Below are 22,795 nucleotides of genomic sequence, written 5' to 3'. Positions count from 1 at the left end.
ACTATTCTATATTAGCGATCGACACGTGCGCTTCCGCCACCAATTATTTTTTCCACTTCTGATAAAGTAGCCATTGTTGTATCACCCGGAGTAGTCATGGCCAATGCACCGTGTGCCGCACCGTATTCAACGGCCCTGGCTCCGTCATTAAATTCAAGGAAACCGTAAATCAGACCCGATGCAAAGCTATCGCCACCACCCACACGGTCCATTATCTCCAAGTCTTCGCGATGCTGAGCTTCGTGAATCTCACCTTCGGAATAGCAAATGGCACCCCATGAGTTTACGGTAGCTGATTTTACGGTACGTAATGTGGTGGCTATCACCTTGAAATTTGGAAATTCGGCGATCGCATTTTTTATCATGCTTTTATAACCCGATAAATCCAGTTCTTTCAGGTTTTCATCGTTGCCTTCCACTTCGAGTCCCAAACAGGCTGTGAAATCTTCTTCGTTACCGATCATCACATCCACATATTTGGCAATTTCGCGGTTTACTTGCTGTGCTTTGGCTTCTCCGCCAATGGCTTTCCAAAGCGAAGGGCGGTAATTTAAGTCGTATGAAACAATCGTTCCGTGCTTTTTGGCAATTTTTACGGCTTCAATAACCGTTTCAGCTGCTGTTTCGGAAAGCGCTGCGAAGATTCCACCGGTATGCATCCAGCGAACTCCCAACGTTCCGAAAATGTATTCCCAGTCAATATCACCCGGTTTTAGTTGAGACGCCGCAGTATTTCCACGATCGGAAACACCTTTTGCTCCCCGGATCCCAAAACCTCTTTCGGTGAAATTCAATCCATTACGAACAGAACGGCCACAGCCATCGTAATCCACCCATTTTACAAATTGGGTATCCAGTCCACCCTGAAGCATAAAATCTTCAATTAAAGCACCTACCTCGTTGTCAGCCAATGCAGTGACAATAGCTGTTTTCTTCCCAAAGCATCTTCTGAGGCCGCGCGATACGTTGTATTCGCCACCGCCTTCCCAAGCCTGGAATTGACGGGTGGTACGTATGCGACCTTCCCCCGGATCCAGTCTTAGCATAACTTCCCCAAGAGAAATGCAATCATAGGTGCATTCTGATTTCGGTTTAATGTTCATTTTGGCCATGATTCAGTTTTTATATTTTTATGCAATCGATTGCAAAGATAGCAATCCACGCTAATATTCTACTCAGTTGCTTCTACTAAATACTTATTTCACTAAAATTTAAAGTATTCTTTCGCATTGTTGAAGCAAATGTTTTCCACCATTTTCCCCAACAAATCCATATCGTACGGAATCTCGCCGTTCTCCACGTCTTTCCCAAGCAAATTACACAGTGTACGGCGGAAATATTCGTGACGAGTATAAGACAAAAAGCTGCGGGAATCGGTCAACATTCCCACAAAACGACTTAGCAAACCAAGGTTGGAAAGTGTATTCATCTGTTTTTCCATACCGTCTTTCTGATCGAGGAACCACCACCCCGAGCCAAACTGCATTTTACCGGGTACCGAGCCATCTTGAAAATTTCCGATCATGGTCCCGATCATCTCGTTGTCTTTGGGATTCAGGTTGTACAAAATCGTTTGGCTGAGTTTGTTTTCCATGTCCAACCGATCGAGCAGGCGGGATAAAGGACGGGCGATTTCAAGGTCGCCGATCGAATCAAATCCCACATCAGCTCCCAAACGTTTGAAAAGACGGGTATTGTTGTTGCGCAGTGCCCCGATATGAAACTGTTGTGTCCAGCCACGCGAATGATCCATGATTCCGAATTCATACAACATGGCTGACTGAAACTTACGTATCTCCTCTTTCGTAAGATCGTTTCCGGCTCTTACTTTCCCAAAAATCTTTTCAATTTCCGCTTCGGTATAGTCTTCGGCCAAAACCGTTTCAACTCCATGATCACTTAAACGGCAACCATTGTCGTGAAAAAACTGGTGCCGGTTATCTAATGCATCCATCAAATCAGAGAAAGTACGAATGTTTTCACCGGCTGCTTCCTCAAGTTTATCGAGATACTGGTTGTAAACTTTTGTATTCTCAACGGCCATGGCCTTGTCAGGGCGCCAGGCAGGTAAAACCTGCGTTTCAAAGCCGTCGGCTTTAATGGCCCGGTGGTATTCCAGTGAATCCACCGGATCATCGGTGGTACAGATGGTATGTACATTGGCCATTTTTATAATCCCCCGACACGAATATTCGGGTGTTTGCAATTTTGCATTGCATGCTTCCCAAATCTCTTTGGCGGTGTCTGGACTCAGCAAACGTTCCTCATTGAAAAATCGTCTTAACTCCAGGTGAGTCCAGTGGTACAAAGGATTCCGCAAGGTATTAGGAACCGTTTCGGCCCATTTTTCAAACTTTTCGTAATCACTGGCATCGCCTGTACAATAGCGTTCTTCCACTCCATTGGTGCGCATAGCCCGCCATTTGTAGTGATCGCCCGCCAACCAGATTTCGGTTATATTTTTGAATTGCTTGTCTTCGGCTATTTCCTTTGGGTTGATGTGACAGTGGTAATCGAAAACCGGCATTTTCGCCGCGTGGTTATGATACAATTCTTTTGCCACATCGTTTTGCAAAAGAAAGTCTTTATCCATAAATGGTTTCATAGGATATTTTTTGGTCGGAAACCGGCCATCCGGTGTCCGAAATTATAACTATTGTAAATCGAAAAGTCTTTTCAAATGTCTTTCGTAGATATTTTCCTCCACGCAGCTTCCAACTACTTCGCTGTGTTTTTTGAGCAGATCGGTATATCTCTCTCCCATTTCTGCTGCCACTTTGTAGCCCACGTGAATCAACTGGCGGAAATTGGGGTTGTAATCCGGATGACCGGGAATGTGGCGTAAAGTATCACCGTATTTTTCTCCCGTCCAGCTCTCCACTTCCTCCACCGTCGGCAATTTGCTATCATCAATATCTATTACATCGGCATAAGGTGCACACAATTCATCCTTGCGGGCCAGTGCCTTTGCATAAATTTCTTTTGCAGCTGCCAATCCCTCATCGCCCGAAATGGCCAAGCCAATCACCTCTTCCAACCAGGTTGTTCCGGCTGTTTTTACATGAATGCCTTTGTCGTATTTCGCGATGATCTCTGCCATAACCGGGTAAATGGTAAATTTATCGGAACCTGAATGCACACTGAGTTTCAGGTCTTCGGGCAATCCAAACTCTTTCACGGCATAATCAATCACCAACACATCCTGCTCAAATTCTTTTGCAAACTGATCAACATTGCCCACGTAATCCACACCTTTATTAAATCGTCCTGTAAACTTAGGGGCAATGGTTTGTGCCGGGATATTCTCGTCAGCAATCATTTTCAAGATAAAAAACATGTCAACCGGAGTCTGCGGAGTTTCCACTTCATCCATCGAAACTTCGGTCACAAATTTGCCTTTTCCTTTGAAGGATTCAATGTGCCGGTAAATTTCACCTGCCTCTTTTACCGCTGCCAGGTACTTTCCGGCTACTTCATCCAGTAACGAATCCGTGATAACGATCGGTTCTGCGATTCCCGGAATCTCTACCTGGATGCCCAAAACGCTACATGAGTTTTTGAAGCTGGCAATATCCTCCGCTGAACTTTCATTGCCAATATACATGGCCACATCCAGCGTAAAAAAATCACAATGATTGATAAAACGATCTACATTACTTAGGTTGATGTGGTCGGCATCCACAAAATAAGGGCCTTCCCATCCCTGATTTTTAACGGCACTGTCGGCTTCTCTTCTTGTTCCTTCCGGTTCGGAGTGAACGATGTTGTGCTCGCGATTCGATTTATTCCATACCGGGGTAATTTCTATTCCCTCTGAAGTGGCAATGATAAGCGCACTTAGCTGCGCTTCTCCTTCGTGATTGAAGCGGTCTCCTACTCCAAAACTGTATTTTCCAAGTTCCATTTTTACTGTTTAGATTGATACGTTACTGATCCAAATCTCGTTTCCGTGTACGTGCACGAAAATAGAATTATATTTTGAATCCAACAAGAAAAAGTAAGATCGCAAAATGATTTCATGAAAAAAATATGACTACACCAATCCCGGACTTTAACCTTTGTGATCTATCAATAAATGCGTTTAAAAATATGAACCAAAGACAAAATAAGTAACAACCGCGCAGGCTCAAACCCGGAAATAAACAACCCAAGCTTTTAGCAATGGACTTAGGTTAAACGAAAACGACTACCATTTTATCAATCCTCTTCGCGCCTGAGCTTCCCGACCGATCTGTAAATACGGCCGTCTTCCCCCACTCCCTCTATAATATAGGTATAGCTTGTTGACGGATCAGCCGTATAAAAACGAACAGGCGTTTCCTCGCCGGCCTGCACCGAGATGTTCGGATTCCAGTATACCGTAGAACGCATATCGGGTTGTTTCGCCAGCCGGACAGAATCGATCTCGTACCTGGGAACATAAAACTCCACGGGTTTCTGATACCCCAAAGGCATAATCTTTTTTACGCCTTTCAGCTCGTACTTAAATGCCCCCCCTACTTTCAGATTGATGATAATAACGCCACCGCCGCCACCTTTCCGGCTGTATACTGCTGCACCGGCACCCACGATCAAAGCAATATGATCGATGTTATCCGAATACAGGTCTCTTAAATCATCCAGACTTTGCTCCATTCCATCCACCTGAATTTCTGCAGGTCCATTCCCCCTGGACAGGTACACATTGCTACCTTCAATTCGCGAAACTCCGGGAAGTGTGCGAATTACCGCGTCCAACAATCGTGGAGTAGGGAAAAACTTCGAAATTCTTTCTTCATCAAAAACACTGCCCGATAAGCCGTATTCTTTTTCCAAAGCATGCTTTGTTTTATCGGTAGCTTCCACACTAATTTCATCCAGCACAATCATTTTTCCGCCATCTTCATAATACACACGTTCGGTAGCATTTTTCAGTGCTGTGCCTTTAAAACCTTCCGTTTCTTCAGGAACAATCCCCCAATGCCGGAAAGAAGGGAAAGTATCTTTATCAAACTGGATCAATCCTGCCGGCTCCTGTTTGATATTGGTAAAACGCTGCGCCTGCACTGTAAATACCGTACTGTCAGGAAAATCCAATTCATTAAACAGGAAGCTGCTGTTCTCATCGGTATAAGCAGAGACAGAAATAAAAGGATCAACCGCCAAGGCCGTGATTTCGGTTGTTTTATTTCTGTGCATCAGCATTTTCTCGTACTTGCCCGAAATGGCTTGTCCCAGTTCCAGAAAGTACTTTGCCGGGGGAAGCCCGCGCTGCAACAACTCATTTACATCAAAGCGTTTCCAGCCTTGGGTAAGCATCAGCAAATCGAGATTAAAATTTGTACTGTTGGCATCGTCCAAAAAATAAGCCCCCGGATTTTCGACATACCCGCTTAAATCGGAAGTCAACAGTAAATTGGAATAAATATTATCGTATAAAGAATCAACATCTACCACCAAATCGTCGGTAACTGTCAGCGAAAAACTGCCTTCGTACGCGATTGTGTCTTCCTGTGGCAGCGAAAGAGCCAACGAAACCAACTCGCGCCTTTTGTAATTTTCTTTGTCAGGCTGCACCAAAAGATTTGCATTCATTCCTTTCTTAATAAATACGAGCCGGCTCGAAACGGCCTGTTTTTTCTCATTAAGCAGCACAAAGTTTACTATTCCTTCCGGGAAAATAGCTGTTGGAATTTTGTAAAAGGTATCCTCCAGCTTTTGTGTAAAAATCAATTTTTCGCCTGCGTGTGCCATAATGTAATACGAGCCAACAGTCTCCATATTTTGCTGCCTTACATTTAAGAGAATAGCTTTCCGGTTGTTTACCAGCGACAATGCCGCTCCTTTTTCCAGGTGGCGGGGAAGCTTAAAATTTGCCACATTGTTGTCTGCATCCCAAATTTCGGCGCGGTATTCTTCGCCGGTTTCCGGAAGCAGGTAAAACGCCCCCATGCCGAGATGCTGACTTGACAAGGTGGTGACGGTATCGTTTTTACTGTTCAAAACAATTCCCCAAACGTTTTTCGAAAGACCATCGGCACCGATGGCTTTGAACGCTACCCTGTTTCCAACCCCATCAATAAGGTCTCCGCCTTCGGGGAAGAACTTCACATCCAGCTTTTCTTCCGGCTCTCTGTCCAGAAAGAATTTTGTACTGTACTCCGCAGAGCTACCTTCAAAAGCCACTTCGATAAACGGATGGGAGTAAGCATCCTTTTCCGGGACAAAATCAAAACTCACTTTCCCGTCCTCACCTGTTTTTCGGGTTAAAACTTCCGCCTTAGAACCCCCCAAATGCAAAGTGCACTTAATTCGGGTGTCGGTCACCGGCTCCCCTTTTTTATCGGCAAAATAAATAGTGGCTGTTTTTTTGCCAGCCTCCCGTTCTCCAATCTCTATTTTTGAACTTATCCGGTGAGTTTGCAAATTCCCGATATAAATGCCCTTGTGAAAAGCATAATCGGTGCCAGCATTTAACATCCAGGTAGAGTAAGCCCTGATAAAGTAACTGCCCTCCGCCATGTCCTGAGCCAGTTTTATATTTCCGCTGAACACACCGTCTGTCTTTTTAATCTTTATCCGGCTAACCAGCGAGTCTGCCTTATCAAATAATTCAACGTAAATAAAATTGCTTAACACATCCGGCATATTTCCACTCGCTCTAACCAGGTAAGCTCTGAACCAAATCGTCCCCCCGGTGAAATAGGTATTCCGATCGAGGTGAAGGTATAGTTTTTCCATCGGCGGCCTTTTGGCAAAAAACTGAAATGATGAATCGATGGAAGCAGAAAGATCCTGGGAAAAACTACTGTTGAAGCATCCTGTAAAAATGAAGATCAACAGGAAAAACCGGACTGTTTTTGGCATGGGTAGTATTGGCTTAATTATTTTTACAATTTTACATAACCCATCGAAACATTACAAGTTTTATTTCATGAAACAAATCCCCATTATTGACTTTTGATCAATAATTTACCGGATGTGGAGTCAGATCAGTCAAAATTTCATTAATGACACCTTCGTGTAATTTTAGAATATGTATCTTAGCGAAAAATTAATTCAAGAACTAATTACTTTTAAAAAAATTTCAAATCTAATGAAGTTCATCTTAATTACCGTTGTTACAGCAATCCTTGCATTATCCGGCATCACACATGCGCAAACTCCCGCCTGGGAAAATCCGGCCATGTTTGATCAGAACAAAGAAAAACCGCACGCCACGCTAATGCCGTTCCGCACGGTTGACGAAGCATTGACACAAAAAAAACACCAGTCTGTTTATTACCAGACGTTAAGTGGAACCTGGAAATTTAACTGGGTTAGGAAGCCTGCCGACCGCCCTGTTGATTTCTACAAACCGGAATACAGCGTTGCCGATTGGGACGACATTCCTGTTCCGTCGAATTGGGAATTATTGGGCTATGGAATTCCAATTTACGTAAACCACCAATATGAATTTGCTGACCACAAAGCCCCGGTTTCGAAAGAAATACAGTTCATTGACAATCTTTATCCGGCCAATCCCGGACAGGTGCCCACCGATTACAACCCGGTAGGCTCATACCGCCGCACTTTTACAGTTCCGGAAAGTTGGGACGGTCGCCGTGTTTTCATCCAGTTTGGAGCCGTAAAATCAGCTTTCTATATCTGGATTAACGGAGAAAAAGTAGGTTACAGCCAGGGAAGTAAAACACCTGCTGAATGGGACATTACCGACTACCTGAAAGAAGGTGAAAACGTGGTAGCGCTGGAAGTTTACCGCTGGTCTGACGGATCCTACCTCGAATGCCAGGATTTCTGGCGCATCAGCGGCATTGAACGCGACGTATTTTTATACTCTACCCCACAGGTAAGAGTGCGCGACTTTTTTGCCAAAGCTGATCTTGACACTGATTACAAAAACGGAAAGTTCAGTCTTGACGTGGACCTGAAAAGCCAGGTTCCCAAACTTCGCTCAGGAAACTACAAGGTGAGCTACCAGATTTTTGACACCCACAACCATGAAATTGCTTCGGATGAAGCGGAAGCAAAGATCAACCGCAAACAAGAACTGTCGCTTACCTTCAATAAAGAAATTGAAAACCCGCTGAAATGGACTGCAGAAACGCCGAATCTTTATTCGTTGGTCATCAGTTTAAAAAACAGCGAGGACAAAACCGTTGAAGTGGTAACGTCTAAAATTGGCTTCCGGAAAATCGAAATAAAAGATGCCATCTTTTACATCAACGGAGTTTCAGTAGCCATCAAAGGGGTTAACCGTCACGAACACGAAGAGTACAAAGGACATGTAATTAGTGAAGAAGCGATGATCCGCGAAATTGCATTAATGAAACAATACAATATTAATGCGGTTCGCACCAGCCACTATCCTCACGACGAACGTTTTTACGATTTGTGCGACGAATACGGTTTGTATATTACCGACGAAGCTAACATCGAATCACACGGAATGTACTACGGCGAACATTCGCTGGCTAAAAAACCGGAATGGACTGCGGCCCACGTAGACCGTAACATGCGCATGGTAGAACGCGATAAAAACCATCCGAGTGTGATCGTTTGGTCGATGGGTAATGAAGCCGGCGACGGTGAAGTTTTTACCGAAGTATTCAAAAGCATCAAAGAACGCGACCCTTCACGCCCGATCCACTACGAACGTGCAATTATGGGGCCCAACACCGAAATTTTCTGTCCGCAGTACCCCGGTGTTCAGTCGCTCATCAACTACAAAAAGAAAAAACAAACGCTGCCGTTTATCTCCAGCGAATACTCGCATGCCATGGGTAATAGCAACGGTAACCTGGCCGATCTGTGGGATGTATTCAACGAAGACCGCAACGACCAGCTTCAGGGTGGTTACATCTGGGATTGGATCGATCAGGCACTGGTAAAAAAAGCTGCTGACGGAACTGAGTTCTGGGCTTACGGAGGCGACTACGGAGAAAACATGCCAACCGATTACAACTTTGTTTGCAACGGTATTATTTCTGCCGACTACACGCCTCACCCTGCCATGCAGGAAGTAAAATATGCGTACCAGTACGTTCTTTTCGATAAAACAGAAAAAGGCTACCGGGTTACCAACTATCATGATTTTATTGATCTGGCTGACTACGAAATCACGTGGACTATTTCAGACAACGGGATCAAAAAATTTGGCGGAACGTTTGAGAACCTCAACCTGAAACCCGGTGAAAGTCAAATCCTGAATTTCCCGGTACCCGCCATGGCTTTGCTTCCCGGCATTGAGCGTTTTGTTGATTTTTCAGTAAAACTGAAAGTGGACAAGCCTTTCCGCCCCGCCGGATTTGAAGTGGCTCACGAGCAGTTTAAAATGGAAGGAGAATATGCACAGCCTGCTGCTTCTGCTGAAGCCGGAACTTTGAACATAGTTGAAAATGATCAGGTAATTAAAGTTGAAGGCGAAAATTTTGTGGCTGAATTCGACCGCGTATCGGGCGCACTTTCTTCTTATGAAGTAAACGGTGTTGCATTGATTCAGAAAGGTCCGCAAATTAATTTCTGGCGTCCCCTGAACGACAACGACAAGGGAAGCAACATGCTGGGGCGTCTTGGTATTTGGCGCGAAGTTTCACGCGAAGCGAAACCAGCCAACGTAAGCGCAGTTCTGGCTGACGGAAAAGTACAGGTTACCTCAACCTACCAACTTGATAAAGTAAATTCGGCTCTCACATTGGTGCAAACGGTTTATCCCAACGGAATGATCGAAGTGAACAGCTCGCTTGATGTATCGGGTGAAGAACTTCCTGACCTGCCACGTTTTGGCGTTCGCTGGGAAATGCCGGTGAACTTCGACAACCTGAAATATTACGGCCGTGGTCCGAACGAAAACTACATCGACCGCAACCGCAGCGCTTTTGTAGGAATTTACGAAAGCAAGGTAGCCGATCAGTATTTCAAATACGTGCGCCCGCAGGAAAACGGCTACAAAACCGATGCCCGCTGGTTTGAACTGAAAAATGAAAACGGCGTGGGCCTGAAAATTACCGGCGCACCAACAGTTGGCTTCTCAACCCTGCACAATCCGATCGAGGATTTTGACATGGAAGATAAAAACGATTACCGCCACACCAACGACATTGTAAAGAAAGACGGTGTTTTCATTACCACCGACCTGAAGCAAATGGGAGTAGCCGGTGATAACTCATGGGGTGCCAAACCGATGAAAAAGTACAGCATTCCTGCCCAGAACTATGAATTCAGCTTTACAATACAGCCTGTTTTTTAGTAATTTTAGGGAAGGAAAAGCAATTGTAAAAACAAGTAAAGAAATGAAGAAACTCGTATCACTGTTATTCCTGGCTGTTTTCAGCCTGGGACTTTCCGCCCAAACAGTTGATGTAATTCCGCAACCGGCAAAAGTGGTTGCGCAGGATGGCCATTTTACGCTGACGCCCTCCACAAAAATTCTTTTCAACATTACCAATGCTGAAGGGAAAGAATTTGTGGCGCAGGCACAGGACCTGCTCATGGATGCCAACGGGTTTAAACCCGAAGCTGTTTCCGTATCGGGCCCTGCCATTCCGGGAAATATCCTGGTTCAGCTTAACAATCCGCTAAATGCCCTCACGGGTACGGAAGGCTATTCGCTAAGAGTAGAGAAAGACCGCGTATTTCTGAATGCCAACACTACCGCCGGTTTGTATTATGGTGTGCAAACGCTTTGGCAAATGCTCACTGCCGGCGATGGAAAAACCATTCCCTGTGTGGACATCACCGATTATCCCCGCCTCAGCTGGCGTGGAATGATGCTGGATGTATCGCGCCACTATTTTCCGGTGGAGTTTATCTACCGCTACATCGACTACCTGGCCATGCACAAAATGAATGTTTTTCACTGGCATTTGGTAGACGATCAGGGGTGGCGAATCGAAATCAAAAAATACCCGAAGCTGACCGAGATTGGCGCCTTTCGTGCTGACCGCGAAGACCTGGACTGGAATTCAAGAAAAGCACCGGTGAAAGAAAACGAACCGCAGTACGGCGGCTTTTACACCCAGGAACAAATTAACTCGGTAGTGGAATATGCCCGCAAGAAACATGTTACAGTGGTGCCCGAGATCGAAATGCCGGCGCATGCAATGGCTGCACTGGCTGCTTATCCTGAGTTATCGTGTACCGGCGAATACCAGCCGGTTCCGTCGGGCGGTGTTTGGCCCATCACTCATATTTTTTGTGCCGGAAAAGAAGAAACCTTTAACGTTCTGGAAGATATTCTGAAAGAAGTAATGGATCTTTTCCCGTCCACATTTATCCATATTGGCGGCGACGAAGCCACCAAAACAGAATGGGAGAAATGTGAACTCTGCCAGAAAAGGATGAAAGACGAACATCTGGCCGACGAACACGAACTTCAAGCTTATTTTATCAAGCGCATCGAAAAATTTCTGAACAGCTGCGGCAGACAACTCATTGGCTGGGACGAAATCCTGGAGGGAGGTTTGAATCCTTCGGCAACCATTATGTCGTGGAGAGGTACCGCACCCGGTATTGAAGCAGCCAAAGCCGGGCACGACGTGGTAATGTCGCCAACCGGTTATTGTTATTTCGATTATTACCAGGGCGATCCTTCGCTGGAACCCAAAGCTTTTGGCGGAAGTATTACATTAAAAAAGGTCTATGGCTTTGATCCCGTTCCTCAGGAACTCAACGAAGAAGAAAGCAAGCATATTATAGGAGTACAGGCAAATTTATGGACTGAACACATTCCAACACCGGAACATGCAGAATACATGATCCTGCCGCGAATGACTGCTCTTTCAGAAGTTGCCTGGTCGCCCAAAGATGCCAAAGACTGGGGCAGCTTTTCAAAACGAATGGAAAGCCAGTACAAACGCTTTGAGAAAGCAGGTGCCAATTATGCCACCAGTGCTTTCCAAGTAAAAGGTTCTCCCGAGTTAAACCCGGAAAACCGCTCGGTAAAAGTAACGCTGTCAACCGAAGCATGGCAACCCGAAATCCGCTATACAACGGATGGTTCGGAGCCCGGAGTAAATTCAGAAAAGTATACCGGTCCGTTTGACATTCAAAAAACGACAACGGTAAAAGCAGTGGTGGTTAAAAATGGGCAAACCATGTCCAAACCTTTGTCTTCCACTTTTTACATGCACAAGGCCATTGCCTGCCCGGTAAGCATGAAGTTTCCGAACAGCAAGTACTACAACTCCACCGGAGAATATGCGCTGGTTGACGGGATTAAAGGCTCATCGAACCATGGCGACGGCCACTGGAAAGGATTTAACGGCGACGACCTGGTAGCTACCCTCGATCTTGGAAAGGAAACCTCTTTCTCGAAAGTTACCATTGGCACACTGCAAAATGCCGGAGCATGGATCTTCTACCCTATTGAAGTTACGGTAGAAAGCTCAAACGATGGCGTTACCTTCAGGAAAGTGGGCTCAGTGAAAAACAAAGTAAATGCCATGGACGGTGCGAATCAGATCAAAGACATTATGGTAAAGAAGAAGGCTTCAGCTAGGTTTGTTCGCGTTACCGTTAAAAACCTTGGCACCTGCCCGCAAGGACATGCCGGCGAAGGAAAACCCGCCTGGTTGTTTGTAGATGAAATTTCAGTAGAATAAAATAGGAGCAAAAGCAAATTTATAGTTTCTATTAAGTTATTGAATAAAGTAAAAATGGGATCGCCTGACGGTGGTCCCATTTTTTGTGTCTATACTTTCAGGCAATGAGGCATTGTATTACCCAAAAGTGAGACATTTCTGTTATGTAGTTAATGAAAACAGAACGCTGATGACAATGATTTTGACAAATACTCACTGACAAACAGCAAAAATCAGTAGAATCTGAGTTGTCAGTCTTCTATTTGATTTAAATTTCCGAAAAGCAAATTTCATACAGAGTCGCCGGCCTTATCACAAAAAAAGCGGGAACACCTTGCGATGCCCCCGTTTTTCATTCTATTATAACTATAAACTGCATGAAGCTCATTGCAGAAACGATATCAGAACACCGGCCGCAACGGCAGACCCAATCACACCCGAAATATTACTTGCCATACAATACTGCAAAATGTGGTTCTTTTTATCGTATTTCAAAGCCAGCTCATTGGCAACACGTGAGGCCATCGGAACGGCACTTAAACCGGTTGCTCCCACAAGCGGATTGATCTTCTTTTTAGAGAAGGTATTGTAAATTTTCACCGCCAGAATTCCGCCGGCAATGGAAATGGCAAAGGCCACAAAACCACCTACCACAATGCCAATGGTTTTGGCCGAAAGGAATACTTCCGAGGTCATAGTGGCGCCAACGGTCAGTCCCAAAAAGATGGTAGCTGTGTTCATAATCGGTCCTTGTGCCGCATCGGCCAATCGACTGGTAGATGAACCAATTTCCTTGATCAGGTTTCCAAAAAGTAACATCCCCAACAACGGTACCGACGACGGAACCATAATAGCCGCCAGCGTTCCCAAAGCGATCGGGAAAATGATCTTGGCTGCTTTCAGGTTCTTGATCTCGTATTTGGCCGGGTATTTCCGATCCATCTCTTTCATGTTGATCGCAAACTCCTTTTTGGAGATAAATAATTTTGCCACCAGCGGAATAATAACCGGCACCAGCGCCATGTACGAATACGCGGCAATGGCAATCGGCCCGAGCAAATGCGGAGCCAGTTTAATGGTGGTATAAATCGCCGTAGGTCCGTCAGCACCTCCGATAATCCCCAGCGAAGCCGCTTCTTTTGCAGTAAAACCAACCGCCACAGCCCCCAGTAGAATCGAAAAAATCCCGATCTGTGCGGCAGCTCCAAACAAAGCCAGTTTCAGGTTACGAAGCATCGGTCCAAAATCAGTCAGCACTCCCACGCCCATAAAAATAATGGGGGGCAGCAAACCCGTTTTGATCAACGAATAATACAGGTAATTCATGATCCCGTATTCATGCGCAATCTCAAAAAGGTTCATATAGCGGTGCCCTTCAAGTTCAATCAATTGGGCATCCACAACCCCCATTTGTCCACCCGGAAAGTTGGCCAGCAATACCCCAAAAGCAATGGGAACCAGCAACAAAGGTTCGTAACCTTTTTTAATTCCGAGGTACAACAAAACAAAAGCTATCGCCCACATGATCAGTGTTTGCCAGGTAATATCTCCCAGCGCTGTCATGTTAAACAGTTCTCTCAATATTTCCATACGAATGCGTGCTTAAGCCAGTTGAATCAATACATCGTCTTCCTCAACCGTGTCGCCGTTGGATTTCATAATCCCAACTACTTGCCCGTCTTTCTCGGCTACAATGGCGTTGTAGGTTTTCATCGATTCAATGTAACAAACCAAATCTCCCTCTTTTACGGTATCCCCTACTTTCAGCGGCGTTTCCGATGTATCTTTTGTCAGCATGAATTTCCCCTCCAGCGGTGCCAGTACGTCAAATGCTTCGGCCACAGCAGTTGCTACCGGAGCTTCTTTTGCCGCGGGAGCCATCTTACTTTTACCATTGCCGTTGCCATTCGTGGATGTTTCAGCAACAATGTCGCCGTAAGAAACACCTACTTTAAATTTCTCGCCGTTGATATCAATGATCATCGACTTGGGCTCGCAATTACCAACCGGTACTTCCACCTTTTCGGGTTTTGCTTCTTTGGCAGCTTTCTGTGCAGCCAGATCGGCTTCGAAATCTGCTTTGGCTTTTCCCGATTTGTACGCACGGTACTGCTCCGGATGCATTGCCAATTCCAGCAGTTCTTCGTCGTCTTGTCCGAAATCCCAGTTGTTTTCTTTCATTTCCTGTTTGAAAACGTCCAGGTTATCCGGATACAGATCCTGCGGATTGCCGGTATAGAATTCTTTTCCGTTGGCTTTGGCCAGTTCAATAATCTCCGGATCCAGTTCTCCCGGAAGCTGACCCGATTTACCAACGATCATATCCCAGATGTTGTCGGCAATCATACTCCAGCGTTCGCGGCCTTTTATCAACTGAATAACATTCATCAACGCGAGGTTTTTCACGTACTGGCTAAAAGGAGTTACCAGTGGCGGATAGCCCAGTTTAGGCCAAATGTATTCCACTTCGTCAAACAATTTGATCAGCAGATCGTCTTGCGTTAACGTTGGTCGGTTGCGTTTGCTCAGCCATTTATTCAGGCTTTCGAGGTTGTTGCCCAGGTCGGCCATCAAACTTCCCATCATTCCGCCCGGAAGACCCGAACCGATCAGCAGCGAATTCATATGACGGTTTTTTGGGTTGATGTAATACCCCAGAAAATCGTCGATAAACTCCTGTGTCAGCGAACGTACTTCCATGTACGCTTTCATATTGATGTCTTTTACTGCATATCCGGCGTCTTTCAACATTCCCTGAACTGCCAGCACATCGGCATGGCCGGTACCCCACGAAAGTGGTTCCATGGCCACATCCACATAATCAACACCTGCCCGTGCAGCTTCCAGGATACTTGCCATGGAGAAGCCGGGCCCCGAGTGACCGTGGTACTGAACAATGGTTTTGGGATGTGCCGATTTAATGTTTTTGATGATCTTGCCAATAAACGCCGGACGGCCAATACCCGCCATGTCTTTCACACAAATCTCGTCGGCGCCCATTTCAATCAGCTGGTCGGCCAGTTTGGTGTAATATTCCACCGTGTGCACTTCCGAAATGGTCAGACTTAAAGCAGCCTGGGCAATCATACCGCCTTCCTTGGCAAATTTGATCGAATTTTCAAGGTTGCGCGGGTCGTTCAATCCACAGAAAGAACGCGCAATATCGGTTCCCTGCAGTTTCTTTACTTTAAACATCAGTTTTCGCACATCTGCCGGAACCGGGCTCATACGGATGGCATTCAGTGCACGCTCAAGCATGTGAGTCTGAATACCGGCATCGTTGAACGGCTGTGTCCAGCGGCGGTTTGCCACGTTTGGGTTTTCGCCAAACAACAGGTTAATCTGTTCAAAGCCACCACCATTGGTTTCGACCCTGTCGAAACATCCCATATCGATAATCGCCGGAGCTACTTTTTCCAACTGATCTACCCGGGGAACATATTTCCCCGATGACTGCCACATATCGCGGTACAGCAAACTAAATTTAATCTCTCTCTTCATTACAGTCAAAATTTTGGTTTTTATTGGATTTCGGGTTATTCGTCGATCTTCTCTACCGAAGAAACTTTGCCTTTGCCACGGGTAACCACGTCGACCGCCGAAACGATGGCGGCCAGTTTTGCAGGTTCAATCCCTCCGGAAGTCGAAGGTTCTCCCGGCTGATTCGAAACTACAGCAAAAGTATTGGTAACCCGGATGATAACGTTGCCGAGTACCACTACCATGATCAGGATAAAAAACACGGTACCCATGCCGGTCAGCATTAATTGTATTGCGTCGGTCATTTTGGTTCTTATTAAATTGAAAGGCGCAAATTTATGCTTATTCACGAATTGCGTCCAAAATACAATTATGAAATGAAAGCAAACTTTAGTTATTTCTTACATTTTGAAAGCCGTTATCGCAAAACGGTCCACAATTTATTTTTATAAATTCCTGCAACATATGCAGTTATGCAGATACTTGCTTTCTGAAAATTCAAGAAACTGTTCTTCAACATATAATTAAGATACTTAACATTCGGAGCACCAAAAGCACAAATGTGCTTAACATAAAACCTACAAATTGCCATCCAATGGCCTTTGGCTTACAAAAAACGAGTATCCAAATTCCATCGCGGTAGCATCTAAAAATAAAACACCCGAAAGTTTATCGAAACAAAAAACAAACCGCCTATACTCCTGATCTTTCGGGCTCTCAGAACAGTTGCATTTTATCTCGCCATGTACACCGAAAGCTTAAATCCTTTTTTGAACGTTTTTCAAGCTAAAAAAAAGGGAGTGAAAACTCACTCCCTCCTGCCTTATGAGATTTTAATTTCCCTGGCCGGCTTTGGCTTCACTTCTTCGCGTTTTGGCAATATCACGTGAAGGATACCATTGTCGTAATTAGCCGAGATCTTTTCGGCATTAATCACATTTTCCGGCACAGTAAACGATCGTTGAAACGATTGATAACTAAACTCACGGCGTGTTACCACCTTCCCTTCTTTCTCTTCTTTTTCATCTTTCTTTTCCGAAGAAATGGTCAACCGGCCATTGTCATAATTTAGTTTAAAGTCCTTTTTATCCATCCCCGGAGCTGCGACATCAATCTGGAACTCGTCTTTGTTCTCCACCACGTTTACTGCAGGCAGGGTCGAATCTGTTCCTGCAAAATTCCGGGAATTCCAATCCATCAGGTTTCCTTCAAAAAACTTGTCTAAGAACGAAGGAAGCGATGAATAATCACTGTTGAATAATCTTGGTAGTGCCATAATTTATTCCTCCATCTTTTAATTAGACATTCAATTAATTTTTACACCCCGATAAATACAAAGCCGGTGCCAGACCACCGTCCAATTTCCGACCTGTTTCTTCATTTTTCTGATTCACAACTGCTTATAAAAACCGACAAAAACACACTCTCAAAACACCACATAACTAACTATGAAAGAATGACATAAACCAACATTCTTAAAGTGATTTTTTGACATTTTTCATGAAATTATGACACCAAACAAAAGTAAAGACCGAAAGCAAAACTACCGCAACGCACAATAAACAACCGGCAATCAAGTGCAGCAATCAATCACAAAAGTGAAGTATTACTTCATTAATTAAATTATATCTTTGTCGCGATTACCTGAAGTCGAATGAAATTAGCAGCCCTAATTTCATCCTGACTATACCAGGCAAAGCGATTACCGGTCGGTTGACAAACAGATAAAACCTGATAAGTAAACGATCAGTCAGATGAAAAGAATAGGAGAAAGAATAAAGAGAAAAAGGGAGCAGTTTAATTTTCAGTTAAACGAATTAGCCGAAAAAGTTGGGATCAGCCCCAGCGCCCTTTCGCAAATCGAAAAGGCCAAGTCATTTCCCTCCATTATTACGCTAAAAGCCATAGCCGAAAACCTCCACACTACGGTGGGTGAACTTATCGGCGAAAACGACTCGCTGGCCAACAACCCGGTAGTACACAAGGCCGACATTAAATTTATAGAACAAAACAAGTCGGGAGCCATGTTCTATCTTTTGTCGCAACACGACACCAGCAAACAGATGGATACCTACCTTGTGCGTTTTTCAAAAGCATCGGCCATTGATGGTTTTTTCGCCAATGCATTCGGACAAATATTCTCATATGTTCTTTCGGGCGAAGTGCGATTCGATTTAGACGGCAAGAGTTTCATCCTAAAGCCCGGAGACAATATTTACTTCAATGCAAAGTCGCAATTCAACGCCATAAACCACTTCGATGGCATTAGCGAAATCCTTTGGATACAATCACCTCCCCATTTTTAACTTTTCGTTATCAAATTAAGCACTGCTTCATTAATTAAGTAGCAAAGAATTATCTTTGCCGCTGTAATTATTAAAGCAATGGCAAAACATTCTGCATTTTTTTCGTACCGAAATAACTCCTTCGCAAACGATGCAGTTTACCTTAAACAAGCATCGCTTCAAAAGTATGGTTTTCCGGAGCCGGAAAAGCCAGCCTTGCCGCAGGAGTACTTTCCAACTTTTCATGGCCATTCAACCACAAATTACCAACAAATTAAACAATGCGTAAAAATCAAAAATGAGCCGGTAATGTGTGGAAGCGTTTTAAAATTACAGAATAACCTTTTTAGAAATACCCAATTATGAATGACTTACTTTCTGTTTTAAAAAGCAAAAACATTATCGTTCCGGATAATATTGCCCAACTACTGAATGAGTGCAAAAGCTACACAGTATTCAATACCACTGAAGAGTTGGCCGAGGCCTCTACCAACGGAAAAGAAAACGCAGAATTTGAGGTGGAATACGACGTCCCCGGAAAAGGCCCTTATGTGGAAGCCATTGTTCAACGGGTAAAAAACGGAATCTCGGCCAATTACACCGAGTCCTACATGCGCCGCCGCGATCCGGAAACCATGGTGATTGCCGACGACAAACCAACCGATAAAAAACGTTTTACTGACAAATACGGTTACCCCTTCTCCAACTTGCAGGATGAAACCTTTGAGTGGCTGAAAGGACAAGACCTGGCTGTTTTCTTCTACTTTGCCGGAAGGGTCAACATCGGCTCACTGGGCATTGCGATTGCTCCGGCCAACGCAGCCTTCTTTGCGCTGGGACTATCCATGCTCCAGGAAATGGTGGCAGTTGACGAGCTAAAAGACAACGCCGAACTCAAATCGGTAATTTTTGTAGCGCCGGTTTTCCGACACACTCATTTTAATGGGAAACAGGTGGTTGTTCACAACCGTACCGAATCCATCCACGAGCTTTATTCCTACAATTTATACCCGGGGCCAAGCGCAAAAAAAGGACTGTACGGTGTAATGCTTACACAGGCTGAAAAGGAAGACTGGATTATTGCGCACTGTTCTGCAGTTCAATCCGTCAGTCCGTACGACAATATTACCACCTTTATGCACGAAGGCGCCAGCGGTGGCGGAAAAAGCGAGATGCACCAGCACATCATCCGCGAAACCGACGGACGCGTGCTCATTGGCCGCAATCTAGTAAGTGCCGAAGAACGATTTATTACCATTCCGCGCTTCTGTTCGTTTAATGCAGTGGCCGACGATATGGCTTTTTGCCACCCTTCGGTTCAGAAAAAGGATGGCAAGCTTCGGATCATTGATGCCGAAAATGCCTGGTTTGTTCGCGTCGACAGCGTAAAACAATACGGAGACGATCCTTCGCTGGAAAAAACGACGATTAATCCATCGAGCCCGCTTTTGTTTTTAAATATTGAAACCAACCCGGGTGCTACCGCCTTAATCTGGGAACACATTCAGGATGAACCCGGAAAAGCGTGCCCCAACCCGCGTGTGATCATTCCGCGCAAATCGGTTCCCAACGTTATAAACAGACCTGCACCGGTCGACATACGGAGCTTTGGGATACGGACACCCGTTTGCACCAAAGAAAATCCGTCGTACGGAATCATCGGCCTGTTTCATGTTCTTCCGCCGGCTTTGGCCTGGTTGTGGAGACTTGTTGCGCCGCGCGGGCACAACAACCCAAGCATCGTTAGCTCGGGAGGCATGCAAAGCGAGGGCGTAGGCTCTTATTGGCCTTTTGCCACCGGGAAACGCGTTATTCACGCCAACATGCTGCTTAAACAAATAATTGACACGCCGCGTACTACGTTTACGCTGGTTCCGAACCAGAACATCGGAGTGTGGCAGGTTGGGTTTAAGCCCCAGTTGCTCATGCGCGAATACCTTACCAGAAGAGGCGCGGCACAGCTTCGTACCGACCAATACCAGCCGGCGCGTTGTCCGCTGTTGGGATACGAGTTGAATTACCTCACCCTTGAGGGCTCTAAAATACCTTCCAGGTTCTTAAAAGTATATAACCAGCAGGAAGTTGGTACCGAAGGCTACGATGCCGGAGCCGAAATACTCAAAGAGTTTTTCAGAACCGAATTGCAGAAATACTTAAAGTCCGACTTGCTGCATACAGGGAAACGCATTATTGATGCCTGTTTGTCGAACGCGTCGATTGATGAATACAACGACATTGTTCCCATGAGTTTCCAATACGAATATTCATTTAATAAAATAGAAGACTATGAGCAAAGTAGTAATAATAATGGGTTCTAAAGCCGACCTTGAATGGGCACAGAAAATTAGCACGGCTTTACAAAACCTGGAAATTGATTCTGTTTTAAGAATAGCATCGGCACACAAAGTGCCTTTGAAATGCTACAACCTGATCAAAGAATACGAAAAAGAAAACGTGGTGTTTATCACCATCGCCGGTATGAGCAATGCGCTGAGTGGTTTTACCGATGCACAAACACATTGTCCGGTAATTGCTTGTCCGCCTTACAGCGACAAGTTTGCAGGGGCCGATTTGTACTCAAGCATCCGGATGCCTTCGGGCGTTGCGCCGCTAACCGTGCTGAGTCCTGAAAATGCAGCCCTCGCCGCGGCCAAGATCATAGGTTTGTCGAACCCAAAAGTTCAAAAAGCCATTGTCGATTTTCAGGAGAAAAAAAGAAAAGAGCTGGAGGAGGCCGATAATAATCTGGCACATGACAAATAACAACATGAGCAAAGCAGCTCAAATCATCCGGGAGGGTGGTCTGGTTGCTTTTCCTACAGAAACAGTGTATGGATTGGGTGCCAATGCGCTCGATCCGTATGCTGTTGCTAAAATATTTGCGCTAAAGGAACGGCCTTCGTTCGATCCGCTGATTGTACACATCGCGTCGTTCGACGACCTTGAACAGCTAACCAGCGGAACAGGCGAAAATGTAGTGCGTCTGGCCAAACATTTCTGGCCCGGCCCTCTGACCATTGTTCTGCCCAAAAGCGACAAAGTACCCGACATTGTAACTTCCGGACTGCCCACGGTTGGGATCCGCATGCCCGACAACCCAACGGCACTGGAACTGATCAGAAGTTCTGGTTGCCCCATAGCGGCCCCAAGTGCCAATAAATTCGGGCAACTGAGCCCGGTAAGCGCTTCGCATGTAAAAAAACAGTTACCCAATGTGGATTACGTACTCGATGGTGGAGCTACTTCGGTGGGGATCGAATCGACCATTGTTTCCATCGAAGGCGATACTTGCCAGTTGCTGCGTCCAGGTTTTATTACGCAGGAAGACATTGAGCAGGCATTCCCCGGCACCTTTGTTTTCAACCAGTCGAAACCTGAAAAACTGGTTTCGCCGGGCTTGTTAAAAAGTCATTATTCCCCCAAAAAGCCTTTGTACATTTTAAACGAAGCGGGGAAATCCCTGCCCGAGGCATCGGGACTCATTTTACACAGTGCCACAAACAATGCTTACACAGCCGGCAAAGTGATCTACACATCGCAAACCGGAAACATGGTGGAAGTGGCCGCCAATTTGTTTGCAGCCCTGCATACCATGGAAGAAGATGCCCATGTGAAAAACATTTTTATAGAACCGGTTGTTGAAAAGGGGTTAGGCATGGCAATAATGGATCGCGTTAAGAAAGCCGCCTATCAATACAATAATCATACGAACTAAAAGCAAATGTGGACACATACCAAGGAATCGCAGGAAAAAATGACGCCCCGGGAAGCACTGGGCTACTTAAAGGAAGGTAATCTTCGTTTTGTAAACAACCTGCAAACCGACAGAAACCTGCTCAAACAGGTCAACCTCACATCAGAAGGCCAGTTTCCCTTTGCCACCATACTCAGTTGCATCGACTCCCGCACATCGGCCGAATTAATTTTCGACCAGGGGCTGGGCGATATTTTCAGCATCCGTATTGCCGGAAATGTGCTGAACACCGATATCCTGGGGAGTATGGAATATGCCTGCGGCCTGGCAAAATCGAAGATTATTGTTGTTTTGGGGCACACCAACTGCGGGGCGGTCATCAGTGCGTGCAACAACCTGGAAATTGGGCACCTTACTTCGCTGCTGAATAAAATAAAGCCCGCTGTTGAAAGCGAAACCACGGTAACAAACAACCGGACCGGCAGCAATCCTGATTTTGTGAGTAAAGTAAGTACCGCCAACGTAAAACACACCATCCGCCAAATTCGCGCACAAAGTCCCATCATCAAAGACCTGGAAGAAAAAGGAGACATCATCATCACCGGCGGTCTTTACAGTGTCGAAACCGGCGTAGTTACTTTTTTTGACAATTAAGACTTTTGCGGCAATGCAAAATTAGCTACGAGCTGCGAGCCACGAGCTACGAGCTACGAGCTGCAAGTACAAAACAGCAACACAGCAGCACCGAATTACAGTCATTGCTAAATTGCAGAGAG

At 45.4% G+C, this 22,795-nt stretch carries 15 protein-coding genes; 7 read left to right on the top strand and 8 right to left on the bottom strand.

All coding sequences use genetic code 11. The annotated features are described in order from the left end of the window. Positions 1 to 11: 11 nt before the first annotated feature. The 4 genes from INQ51_RS12475 to INQ51_RS12460 all read right to left on the bottom strand — a co-directional run bounded on the left by INQ51_RS12475 (position 12) and on the right by INQ51_RS12460 (position 6,720). On the bottom strand, positions 12 to 1,103 hold the full coding sequence (locus tag INQ51_RS12475; RefSeq protein WP_233378299.1) for a sugar kinase: 1,092 nt from the start codon (positions 1,101 to 1,103) through the stop codon (positions 12 to 14). A gap of 101 nt (positions 1,104 to 1,204) precedes the next feature. Further along, on the bottom strand, positions 1,205 to 2,605 hold the full coding sequence (uxaC, locus tag INQ51_RS12470; protein ID WP_233378298.1) for a glucuronate isomerase: 1,401 nt from the start codon (positions 2,603 to 2,605) through the stop codon (positions 1,205 to 1,207). Positions 2,606 to 2,653: 48 nt separating this feature from the next. Next, the gene (locus INQ51_RS12465) at positions 2,654 to 3,904 is read right to left on the bottom strand and encodes a tagaturonate epimerase family protein (RefSeq protein WP_233378297.1); all 1,251 of its coding nucleotides are present in this window, start codon (positions 3,902 to 3,904) and stop codon (positions 2,654 to 2,656) included. Positions 3,905 to 4,197: 293 nt separating this feature from the next. Further along, positions 4,198 to 6,720 carry a Plug domain-containing protein gene (locus INQ51_RS12460; protein WP_233378296.1) on the bottom strand — a complete coding sequence of 841 codons (2,523 nt, stop codon included), beginning with the start codon at positions 6,718 to 6,720 and terminating at the stop codon, positions 4,198 to 4,200. A gap of 355 nt (positions 6,721 to 7,075) precedes the next feature. Between INQ51_RS12460 and INQ51_RS12455 the strand changes: the two genes are divergently transcribed. Continuing rightward, a complete protein-coding gene (locus INQ51_RS12455) occupies positions 7,076 to 10,228 on the top strand; it encodes a glycoside hydrolase family 2 TIM barrel-domain containing protein (RefSeq protein ID WP_233378295.1) in 3,153 nt (1,050 codons plus the stop codon). A gap of 43 nt (positions 10,229 to 10,271) precedes the next feature. Continuing rightward, positions 10,272 to 12,581 carry a family 20 glycosylhydrolase gene (locus INQ51_RS12450; RefSeq protein ID WP_233378294.1) on the top strand — a complete coding sequence of 770 codons (2,310 nt, stop codon included), beginning with the start codon at positions 10,272 to 10,274 and terminating at the stop codon, positions 12,579 to 12,581. A gap of 363 nt (positions 12,582 to 12,944) precedes the next feature. Here INQ51_RS12450 and INQ51_RS12445 read toward each other — a convergent pair whose 3' ends face one another. The 4 genes from INQ51_RS12445 to INQ51_RS12430 form a co-directional block, all read right to left on the bottom strand. Beyond that, entirely contained in the window at positions 12,945 to 14,150 is a 1,206-nt protein-coding gene (locus INQ51_RS12445) for a sodium ion-translocating decarboxylase subunit beta (RefSeq protein WP_233378293.1), read from the bottom strand. A 12-nt stretch (positions 14,151 to 14,162) separates the two neighbouring features. Further along, on the bottom strand, positions 14,163 to 16,061 hold the full coding sequence (locus INQ51_RS12440; RefSeq protein WP_233378292.1) for a biotin/lipoyl-containing protein: 1,899 nt from the start codon (positions 16,059 to 16,061) through the stop codon (positions 14,163 to 14,165). A gap of 35 nt (positions 16,062 to 16,096) precedes the next feature. Further along, positions 16,097 to 16,345, bottom strand: coding sequence for an OadG family protein (locus INQ51_RS12435; RefSeq protein ID WP_233378291.1), 249 nt, complete (start codon positions 16,343 to 16,345; stop codon positions 16,097 to 16,099). Positions 16,346 to 16,863: 518 nt separating this feature from the next. Beyond that, entirely contained in the window at positions 16,864 to 17,316 is a 453-nt protein-coding gene (locus tag INQ51_RS12430) for an Hsp20/alpha crystallin family protein (protein WP_233378290.1), read from the bottom strand. 478 nt (positions 17,317 to 17,794) lie between these two features. On the opposite strand from INQ51_RS12430, the gene INQ51_RS12425 reads away from it, so the two are divergent. The 5 genes from INQ51_RS12425 to INQ51_RS12405 all read left to right on the top strand — a co-directional run bounded on the left by INQ51_RS12425 (position 17,795) and on the right by INQ51_RS12405 (position 22,673). Beyond that, positions 17,795 to 18,346, top strand: a complete 552-nt coding sequence (locus tag INQ51_RS12425; protein WP_162304555.1) for a helix-turn-helix domain-containing protein — start codon at positions 17,795 to 17,797, stop codon at positions 18,344 to 18,346. 341 nt (positions 18,347 to 18,687) lie between these two features. Next, complete coding sequence (locus INQ51_RS12420) at positions 18,688 to 20,643, top strand: DUF4914 family protein (protein WP_233378289.1); 1,956 nt, start codon at positions 18,688 to 18,690, stop codon at positions 20,641 to 20,643. Continuing rightward, on the top strand, positions 20,612 to 21,088 hold the full coding sequence (locus INQ51_RS12415; protein WP_233378288.1) for an AIR carboxylase family protein: 477 nt from the start codon (positions 20,612 to 20,614) through the stop codon (positions 21,086 to 21,088). Before INQ51_RS12420 ends, INQ51_RS12415 begins: the two co-directional genes overlap by 32 nt. Then, positions 21,078 to 22,040 (top strand): L-threonylcarbamoyladenylate synthase, encoded by a 963-nt coding sequence (locus tag INQ51_RS12410; protein ID WP_233378287.1) that lies wholly within the window; start codon positions 21,078 to 21,080, stop codon positions 22,038 to 22,040. Before INQ51_RS12415 ends, INQ51_RS12410 begins: the two co-directional genes overlap by 11 nt. Before the next feature lie 6 nt (positions 22,041 to 22,046). Next, positions 22,047 to 22,673 (top strand): carbonic anhydrase family protein, encoded by a 627-nt coding sequence (locus INQ51_RS12405; RefSeq protein ID WP_233378286.1) that lies wholly within the window; start codon positions 22,047 to 22,049, stop codon positions 22,671 to 22,673. Positions 22,674 to 22,795 lie beyond the last annotated feature (122 nt).

The sequence above is a fragment of the Maribellus sp. CM-23 genome (assembly GCF_021354595.1).
Classification (GTDB): domain Bacteria; phylum Bacteroidota; class Bacteroidia; order Bacteroidales; family Prolixibacteraceae; genus Draconibacterium.
This window is presented reverse-complemented; position numbering and strand designations above follow the sequence as displayed.